This window comes from Methanospirillum sp. (assembly GCF_035560735.1).
Classification (GTDB): domain Archaea; phylum Halobacteriota; class Methanomicrobia; order Methanomicrobiales; family Methanospirillaceae; genus Methanospirillum.
Genome location: NZ_DATMYY010000145.1, coordinates 1 through 7,612, shown reverse-complemented (window position 1 = coordinate 7,612; position 7,612 = coordinate 1). Strand labels below are relative to the sequence as shown.

The following is a 7,612-nucleotide window of genomic DNA, read 5'->3' as shown; positions in this document are numbered from 1 at the left end:
GTATCATCTCTGATGATATTTCTTCAACGTCACGAGTGACTGAGTGCATCGCTTGAGAAATCTGTGAGAGAGAAGAGGAAATTTCTTCGGTTGCAGCCGAAGAATTAGGCGACTGGCGAAGGCTTCTTTAAAAACGCCATCGGTGATAACAAGCATTGCATAGAGAGTATTATCAAAAATGATCTGCAGATTATTTTGTGAGGCCTGAAGTTCTGCTTCTTTTATCTTCTGGCTCGTAATATCCTCAAACGCCACCATCAGGGACTGATTTCCGAGGTATTCAAACAATTTTAATTGACCTGGCAAAAAAAGGAGATTATCCTCACCAGTTAACATGCAAATTTTCAAATATCATCCAATAGTCAGGCAGATAAAGAGATTCTGAACGCTACTCCTCTGACTCTTCCGAGTGGCTGGCACAATATTGCCCATACCCGGTTATCGCATGAATTTACATGACAAGGGGCAGGCTCTGATACACATACCACACCGAAGCCCTCCCAGGGTCTTGAACATATATTCAGCACATAATTGCCGTGAAATAGTCCCGGATGGACTGATCGCCTGCACCGGGCAGGCACGGACACAGGCATCACAATCCTTGCATGAGGGATGAATAAAGTGTTCAGACCGGGAATCTGGTTTCAGGTTTGCATCAGTAAGGATTGCAGAGAATCTGACCCGGGACCCGTAGGTGTCAGATATGAAAAGATGGTTCTTTCCAAATGATCCAAGTCCGGTAACGTAGGCTGTGTATTTCATTGAAAAATCAGCCATCAGAGTCTCTTTATTTGCATACCAATACCCGAACTCGCTCCCTTCACTTGGTGCGATACTGGCAAGGTAGCCTTCCTGCTCCAGTTTTCTTGCTAACTGGTATGCCATAATCCGGAGCGTTGCTGTTCCTGCCATAAGGGTATTTGTATACTCTGCCCGGCCTTTGGGAAGAGGGAGAAAGGCTCCTTTGGGAATAGGTATGCCAATGAGGATGACAGTTTTCAAAGCCTCTGAAATTTCTGCCGGGTTGTTTCCCTGGTATTTCGAATCAGCAAATACCTGAATATCTGCAAACCCGATAAGCTCAGCTCCAGATTCCAGGGCCATCGATCTGATCGTGTCTGTGAGGTGAGTATTGTATTCCATAGAATTCTTGCAAGTGAATTGGAGAGAAAATTATTAGGTTGTTCGTAAGGATCTCCGGTTTCCCCCAGGGAAAGAATGAAAACAGGGGTTCGTATTTTAGACACATCAACTCTTCAAATCGTTGACCCGTCAACATTATACCCTTTGTTGACTCATCAACTAATTGCATGAGAGATACGGACGGGCCGTTTGGAAAGTATGTGTCACTTGCGTACTGGCTAATCCAAAAACGACTAAACACAGAACTCACCGGATTTGGGATTAAGATCACCCAGTATTCAATCCTCAGGTATCTCTACAAACATGATGGTTCCAACCAGGAGCAGATTGCTAGAGATCTTGAGATAGACAAAGGTCTCTGCTCACGTGAGATCAGAAAACTTGAGGAGGCCGGACTCATCACCAGAACAAAACACCAGTCAGATAACAGGCAGTGGATCTGTTCACTCACAGAATCCGTGCTTGCTCTCAAACCAGATCTTGTCAGGATAGGAGATCAGGTCAATGAAAATGTTTTGAGTGGATTATCATCTAAAGAAGAAAAAGTCCTCTATACTCTCATCAAACGTGTTATTTCGAATCTCGACACCGGAGAAGACTAATTATGGCTATCATAAGTAACGTTGCCAAAAAGGCCGGGCTACTAACAGAACCGGTCGCAATCGTGTGGAGCGATACAAAACCTGAACATGCACTTGAGATACGACCCGGAACCTGGGCATGCCTCATGTGGTATTATGCCAAGGCTGTCCTTGATGGAAAGATTACCGCATTATCAAAAAATGCATATGGTTGTGTCGGAGGTGCCATGGGTATTGGTTTTGGCCGCCCGTTTGAGCACCATTCTTCAGGAAATGAAGAGAATTTCTGTTGTTTTCTCTCAAATGGAAGGGAGGGATGCAGAGATACTGAGGCCTATGATGCCAGGCTTGAAACTCTCACAAATCCACACCAGAAAGAGATGCTCAGGAATGGAGAGAGGATCAAGAAGAACCCGATAGTTGCGAAAGAGTTTCTTAACGCATTGCCTGATTATACTGTTTCAACAGAGTATGTTCTCTTTAAACCGCTCTCACTCACAGAGCCGGATGAGTTAATAAAAAGCGTTATCTTTCTGGGAAATCCTGACCAGATATCTGTGCTATCAATTCTTGCAAACTATACCCACGGTCAGATCACAAACAGAGTCGTTGTTGCAGCCGGGGCTTCAGGATGCCAGGCATTTGGGGTCTGCACATATGATGAAGAGACATCAGAAAGTCCCAGGGCAATAGTCGGACTTACCGATCTGATGGCAAGAACAGCAGTGCGAAAAACACTGGGATCCGACAAGTTCACGTTTTCAGTGCCATACAGATTGTTTCTTGAGATGGAAGCAAATGCCCCGGGAAGCATACTGGACTCAGGACTCTGGATAGAACTCAGGGATGGATCCTAAACCCCTTTTGAAATGAGTAAACTCTTTTCAATGTACTATAACAGGGAAAAAGGAGCAGGTGACCGGTCCTCATGTATTGGGTAGAGTCCATAGACCGATGAATGATCCGATTAGAGAACAAAGGAAAACACCGGATTTTTGGACTCACACGGAACTGCACTCTGACATAACCCGCATATATACTCATCAAACCCGAATTGCTCTCTCATGTAATCCTTTCCCGGACCAAAGCAATACTCCATGCATCTCATTTTGTCATGTCCCTGTGAAGTGACAGCACCGGCAGGACACCGTTTTATACATCCTTCACATCTCCCTTTTGCATAATGCAGGCACCAGGCATGGTGATCAGTATACTCTCTTTCAGTAGGAGGAATGAATACCTGTGCAATAACCGAGCCGCAGATAACCGCTTTTCCCTTTCTGGTAATAATCCCGTCACAAAGCCCAAATGTCCCATGACCACTGACATAGGCAGCATGTCGTTCAGACCAGGCTGACGCCAATCCGTATTTGGTTGAGATCTGTATGATCTTTGAAGGCGGCACTGCTGCCAAGATACCGGATTCTTTCAATTTTAAAACGAGGTGAGCCGTTAATGCATCCTGAAAGGTCTCACTATAATATTTGGTCCGGGCTCCACGTTCAGATGGGAAATCCGTTTTACTCCGGTTATCCAGTTTTGTCTGCTCTGAAATAGGAGAGATCCAGCTGATGATGGTGAGATCATCAGCACGTGCTGAACTATCAGGGAACGAACTATGAAAGATCTCAAAAGGAGTCATGTATGGCGAACCAATGTCATCCTTGAAAAAACCATACAACGGATCTCCACCATTTGAAAACCCAACCAGAGGATCATCGAAGATTTTCTCATGATGCTCAAACCTGAGGCTGTTGTCAGGAGAATTGAGGTGAAATTCTTCTATAATCTCTGTTATCCACACAGCCAGATCTTGTCTGTGGAACGAATTGTGATGATCATGCGGTTTCATATTCTTCCCATAGTGGTATACTAAGGATACCACTTTAAGCAAGCAGGCACCAAAACTATACTATGCCAGTATCCTGTTCCAGACCTCAGGAAAGGAAACCCATCCAGCCCACTGTGGCATACAATATCTGCCCGATACATGCTACAATCAATGTTCTTGGAAAGAAATGGACGATCCTCATTCTCCGTGACATTGCACTGCGAAAAATAAACAGGTTCAACCAGATTAAGCGATCCCTGCCAGGTATCACCTCACGGGTTCTGATTCTCCGGCTCCAGGAGCTTGAAGAGACAGGTTACATCAGGCCTGACCTTATCAAAGACAAGCCACGGGTCGTTGAATGGCAACTCACTGAAAAGGGACATGATACCATCCCGGTTCTGTTAAGTATACTTGAATTCGGTGCAAAATGGTATGCTCATGAAGTCTTTGAAGATCACAAGCCACGGACCATGAAGGAATTATATCCATCACTCTATGAAAACAAGGAATCGGTGTGATTTCAGAGAAAGGAGTCAGAAATAATGGATGAAGATAAAGATACGGCTGTTACCGTTGAAATATCAGAGCATCTCTCCCGGGCCAGAACGAAGAGAGAACTTGGAGAGATTTTGAGTATAGAGATTACCAGGTATACGCTCCAGGATCTCCAGGTGATCGGAGGGAGGCTTCATACCGAACTTATCAGGCTTCCCAGATCGTACCGCGAGCAGGTTGGCCCATACCTGACTGACCAGATCCTGGGAGGATATCACCGCTTATTGACATATCAACGATCAGGAAGGTTTAAAACCATGTCAGAGTCTATCCAGGATCCTGAAACATTCAATGCATTCTGCAAAATAATCCCGATTGGGTGTACACAATGGGATGATACTGCGAGCAGGATGCCAATCCCGTATACCATCAAACACCGGCTCTTTTACTATCTTATCGCTGCATTTACGATGTTTATCCTTGAAGAGCCAGGTCATCCGGTTGGAATGCCATTTCCGGGAGGATTCAAAGTGGAGGATAGAGACGGGGTCATTTACTGCCTGATAAGAGACAAAGAAAAAGAGGTTCCACACTCACTCTGTAACTTCTGCCCGGCTGTTCAGTCTGAAAATGATTGAACCAGGCATCTTCAATACCCAAAGAAAAACCTAGTCATGTCAACAAACCAATGAAATCCACAGGCAGATGGCAGCCCTTTATACAATTGAAGCAGGCACATGGGAAGTCCAAAGAAGACTGAGGTCAGAATAGCCATACAGATTGCTGCACCCGGATTACTCACGAATAAATCAGGAAGATGGTTCAGACTGTGGGGAATAACCCCGATGCACACAGCAGTGAAACAGACCAATCTCTCTGAACTCTCTGTCCGGAGCAGGGAAAATACCAGAATTAATGGGAACAATCTGAAGATGATCTCTTCTGAAAGTGCAGGGTTGCATGCCAGAAAGGAGGCAGATATGATGGATGTAAAGGGCTCCAATCCACTGGTGAAGTAAAAATATGCAAGGTTGAGAGTGGCGAAGGGAACTGAAATGATGATTCCAAAGAAAATGAGCGATGTGATACTCAAAGGTGACTGCTGAAAGGTCATAATCGATTTTCCTGACCTTTTACGAATCAGAAGCACTGCAGATGTATAACAGACCAGGACCAGTATTCCGGTGAGTACTCCATCAGTCAGACTATTGTTCATGAAATAATGACTTGTCCCACTGATTGTTCCAAGGATCAATCCAGTTATAATTTCACGTTTCTCGGTTGCAAACCGGGTTTCCGCAAGAATGATGAGGGCTCCGGCTCCTAAAAGGAGTTCAGTCCATGACCATATCCGGGATGTCAGGTTTGAGTAGTGAAAAGGAAATGACCAGTCCAGGGGCAGGAGAATATTGAGAATATACAGGCCTGCATATCCAAAAACCATGAGCAGTAGAACAACCCGGCCCTGGAACTGATGCATTTTTTCAAATCCAGGGTAAACAACCATGTACCTGGTTCATCCATACTGATACAAAACTATTCCGCTCATTAAGCCACCGGCTGGCCGGACCTGGGATCCATATGTGTCAGAACAAAGATCCTGATAGATCTCCGAGATTAATCATCAACACGGTTAGAATCTGTTAAGTCAACACTGATTTGTGAATGAGAAGATTCAGAGATGGATCGAATAATCTCCTATTTTCTTTATTTATGTATCATCCGGCAACCCAAGACCTTTTCTCTTCACCTTCATTGTCTGGATTACGAGGCTTGTGATATCGTTTGGCAGTTCAGAACACAATTTCATTATCTGCCAGGTTTTCTCTTCTTGTACCTGGTTACCTGCCAGGAGAACTGTCTTTTGAGCATACAGGGCTGCTCCGATGCAGTGGTCTGCCATGTGACCTGTTGCCACCCCCTGTCCGATTGATCGCACAACTGCGGATGCAACAGGGTCGGTAATCGTTTTTGCAAACCTGTGAACGTTCCGTGATGCCACGATAAGATCACCGGTTGAACAAGCTCCCCGTGACCATTCACGGGCATAATTCATTGCCTCATGCAAAACCGGATCAGGTTCCCTGCCATAATACGGCAATACATGCTCAAAGCAGGTTATGGCCCATTTCATGAGCTTTTTATGGGTTTCGGGTGAGAGATTACCCCCTCGATGGATGGCAACAAATCGTTTGTCTCTCAATGACTTTCCTATATTGTGTTTGAGATTCCGGAATATTTCAGAATGTTGAACATTTTTCTATCCTGGTCTGAAATAAAACTCAATATCTCCAAAAAAGAGGTTATGGATTTGGAACTTTTTCAGGCACATTGTTGTCAACCTGTGTCAGACTTAACCCATCTGTGTATATGAGATGAACGGATTTTTTAGGGATTGTTGTTCCGTTTTCATACGAGATTGTTCCGGTTACTCCGGAATAGTCATGTATCTGGTTTATTCCTTCTCTCAGGTCTGTTCCAAGGTCATTATTTCCTGCAGCCCTGACTGCAATCATGACTGCATCATATCCAAGTCCTGCAAATGGAGTTGGTTCAGTCCCATATTCAGATGTGTAATCGGTTTTAAAGTTCTGAATCTCGGAACTGATATTTTCTCCACCAAAATATGCATGAGTGGTGTAATAGACATCCCCATCAGTATCGAGAACGGCATTGGATAGGTTCTTTGTATCAAAAGAATCCCCACCAATGATCGGTACTGTATTCTGTCCATGGGCTGCCCGTATTACACCGGGAGCATCTTCAGGTCCTACCGCAATATAGTAAAAATCAGGTTGATTTCCGGATGAGAGGTTGGAGAAAACATCAGAGACATTTGTCTTTGGATGGATGGGAACCTGTGAAACAATTGTGCCCCCGAGTTCTTTATACCGCTCAGAGAAATATTGTGCAAGCAGGGTAGTATACTGCATATCAGTGTCGTAAACCACAATACACGAATGATATGACAGATTTTTGTACGCATACTCAGCAGCAAGGGACCCCTGGGCATTATCACCAAAGCATGCCAGGTACAGATAATCAGGCACTTGTTCAGGGAGTTTCGGGGATGTTGCTCCTGATGTGATGAAAGGAACGTGATGTGCAGCTGCAACCTGTGCTGCAGGAAGGACCATATCAGTATCAGATAATCCGATGAGAACAGGTACTGATTCATTGGAAATGAGATCTTCTGCTACTTTTCTGATAGTTTCAGGATCAGATGCTCCATCTCTCATGATAACATCGACCTTAACTCCATCAATTCCACCCTTTTTATTGATCAGTCTCGCTGCTGTGAGTGCCCCTTGTGAAGAAGGAATGTCAAGATTTGCCTGAGATCCATTCAGGTTATAAATTGCTCCTATCTTAAAGACGTCAGGGTTTACGGTTCCATTTTGATCTGCCAGGCCAATCTGGCCGGATAGACAGAGTAATACCAATAGGACAAGCAGATATCTCCACCGATTCATACAGTATCATTCTATTCATGCGTGATAATAACTTCGGGATTAATCCAGAAAATGCCCTGGATTTTCATATGTTGGCCTGGAGCTGT

Annotated in this window: 10 protein-coding genes; 4 read left to right on the top strand and 6 right to left on the bottom strand. The window is 44.5% G+C overall.

From position 1 onward, the window contains the following. Positions 1 to 3: 3 nt before the first annotated feature. Both VN429_RS04425 and VN429_RS04420 read right to left on the bottom strand, forming a co-directional pair. Entirely contained in the window at positions 4 to 288 is a 285-nt protein-coding gene (locus VN429_RS04425; RefSeq protein WP_325630217.1) for a hypothetical protein, read from the bottom strand. Between the two features lie 150 nt (positions 289 to 438). Then, a complete protein-coding gene (locus VN429_RS04420; protein WP_325630215.1) occupies positions 439 to 1,143 on the bottom strand; it encodes a 4Fe-4S binding protein in 705 nt (234 codons plus the stop codon). 167 nt (positions 1,144 to 1,310) lie between these two features. Here VN429_RS04420 and VN429_RS04415 point away from each other — a divergent pair, with 167 nt between their 5' ends. Continuing rightward, entirely contained in the window at positions 1,311 to 1,745 is a 435-nt protein-coding gene (locus VN429_RS04415) for a MarR family winged helix-turn-helix transcriptional regulator (RefSeq protein ID WP_325630213.1), read from the top strand. Between the two features lie 2 nt (positions 1,746 to 1,747). Continuing rightward, positions 1,748 to 2,581, top strand: coding sequence for a DUF169 domain-containing protein (locus VN429_RS04410; RefSeq protein ID WP_325630211.1), 834 nt, complete (start codon positions 1,748 to 1,750; stop codon positions 2,579 to 2,581). A 110-nt stretch (positions 2,582 to 2,691) separates the two neighbouring features. On the opposite strand, the gene VN429_RS04405 is transcribed toward VN429_RS04410, so the two are convergent. Beyond that, positions 2,692 to 3,576: an epoxyqueuosine reductase gene (locus tag VN429_RS04405; protein WP_325630209.1), complete on the bottom strand. Its 885-nt coding sequence runs from the start codon at positions 3,574 to 3,576 to the stop codon at positions 2,692 to 2,694. A 62-nt stretch (positions 3,577 to 3,638) separates the two neighbouring features. On the opposite strand from VN429_RS04405, the gene VN429_RS04400 reads away from it, so the two are divergent. Together VN429_RS04400 and VN429_RS04395 are read left to right on the top strand one after the other, a co-directional pair. After that, entirely contained in the window at positions 3,639 to 4,076 is a 438-nt protein-coding gene (locus VN429_RS04400; RefSeq protein ID WP_325630207.1) for a winged helix-turn-helix transcriptional regulator, read from the top strand. 24 nt (positions 4,077 to 4,100) lie between these two features. Then, positions 4,101 to 4,691: a DUF2115 domain-containing protein gene (locus VN429_RS04395; RefSeq protein ID WP_325630205.1), complete on the top strand. Its 591-nt coding sequence runs from the start codon at positions 4,101 to 4,103 to the stop codon at positions 4,689 to 4,691. An 11-nt stretch (positions 4,692 to 4,702) separates the two neighbouring features. Here the strand turns inward: VN429_RS04395 and VN429_RS04390 are convergent, their stop codons facing one another. From VN429_RS04390 to VN429_RS04380, 3 genes are all read right to left on the bottom strand, one after another. Beyond that, positions 4,703 to 5,560 (bottom strand): hypothetical protein, encoded by an 858-nt coding sequence (locus VN429_RS04390; protein WP_325630201.1) that lies wholly within the window; start codon positions 5,558 to 5,560, stop codon positions 4,703 to 4,705. 204 nt (positions 5,561 to 5,764) lie between these two features. Next, on the bottom strand, positions 5,765 to 6,256 hold the full coding sequence (locus VN429_RS04385; RefSeq protein ID WP_325630199.1) for a putative immunity protein: 492 nt from the start codon (positions 6,254 to 6,256) through the stop codon (positions 5,765 to 5,767). Between the two features lie 100 nt (positions 6,257 to 6,356). Further along, positions 6,357 to 7,526 carry an ABC transporter substrate-binding protein gene (locus tag VN429_RS04380; RefSeq protein ID WP_325630197.1) on the bottom strand — a complete coding sequence of 390 codons (1,170 nt, stop codon included), beginning with the start codon at positions 7,524 to 7,526 and terminating at the stop codon, positions 6,357 to 6,359. Positions 7,527 to 7,612 lie beyond the last annotated feature (86 nt).